Source organism: Methylorubrum sp. Q1, assembly GCF_004683995.1.
Classification (GTDB): domain Bacteria; phylum Pseudomonadota; class Alphaproteobacteria; order Rhizobiales; family Beijerinckiaceae; genus Methylobacterium.
Genome location: NZ_SRHQ01000084.1, coordinates 1 through 1,183, shown reverse-complemented (window position 1 = coordinate 1,183; position 1,183 = coordinate 1). Strand labels below are relative to the sequence as shown.

The window sequence follows — 1,183 nt, the reverse complement described above, 5'->3', positions numbered from 1 at the left end:
AGTCGTTGATGGCGGCGACGACGCCGGCACCGACGGTGCGTCCGCCCTCGCGGATGGCGAAGCGCAGCTTCTCTTCCATGGCCACCGGCACGATCAGCACCACGTCCATGGTCACGTTGTCGCCCGGCATCACCATCTCGGTGCCCTCGGGCAGCGTGCACACGCCGGTCACGTCCGTCGTGCGGAAGTAGAACTGCGGGCGGTAGTTGGTGAAGAACGGCGTGTGGCGGCCGCCCTCCTCCTTCGTCAGGATGTAGGCCTCGGCCTTGAACTTCGAGTGCGGCTTCACCGAACCCGGCTTGCACACGACCTGGCCGCGCTCCACGTCCTCGCGCTTCGTGCCGCGCAGCAGCACGCCGACGTTGTCGCCCGCCTGGCCCTGGTCGAGCAGCTTGCGGAACATCTCGACGCCGGTCACCGTCGTCGTCGTCGTCGGACGGATGCCGACGATCTCCACCGACTCGCCGACCTTGACGATGCCGCGCTCGACGCGACCCGTCACCACCGTGCCGCGGCCCGAGATCGAGAACACGTCCTCGATCGGCATCAGGAACGGCATGTCGATCGGACGCTCGGGCTGCGGGATGTATTCGTCGACCGTCGCCATCAGCGCCAGGACGGCCTCCTTGCCGATCTTGGGCTCCTTGTCCTCGAGCGCCATCAGGGCCGAGCCCTTGGTGATCGGGATGTCGTCGCCGGGGAAGTCGTACTTGGAGAGCAGCTCGCGCACCTCCAGCTCGACCAGTTCCAGGAGCTCCTCGTCATCGACCATGTCGACCTTGTTGAGGAACACCACCAGCGCCGGCACGCCGACCTGGCGGGCGAGCAGGATGTGCTCGCGGGTCTGCGGCATCGGGCCGTCGGCGGCGGACACGACCAGGATCGCGCCGTCCATCTGGGCGGCACCGGTGATCATGTTCTTCACGTAGTCGGCGTGGCCGGGGCAGTCGACGTGCGCGTAGTGGCGGTTCTTCGTCTCGTACTCGACGTGGGCGGTCGAGATCGTGATGCCGCGCGCCTTCTCTTCCGGCGCCTTGTCGATCTGGTCGTAGGCCGTGAAGGTCGCCCCGCCCGACTCCGCCAGAACCTTCGTGATCGCCGCCGTCAGCGACGTCTTGCCGTGATCCACGTGCCCGATCGTGCCGATGTTGCAGTGCGGCTTGGTACGGGAGAACTTTTCCTT

At 66.9% G+C, this 1,183-nt stretch carries 1 protein-coding gene; it reads right to left on the bottom strand.

Going from position 1 to position 1,183, the window contains the following annotated elements; translation table 11 throughout:
* The coding region (tuf, locus tag E4V01_RS25350) for an elongation factor Tu (protein WP_135300295.1) at nt 1–1,183 on the bottom strand (1,183 nt) is incomplete at both ends.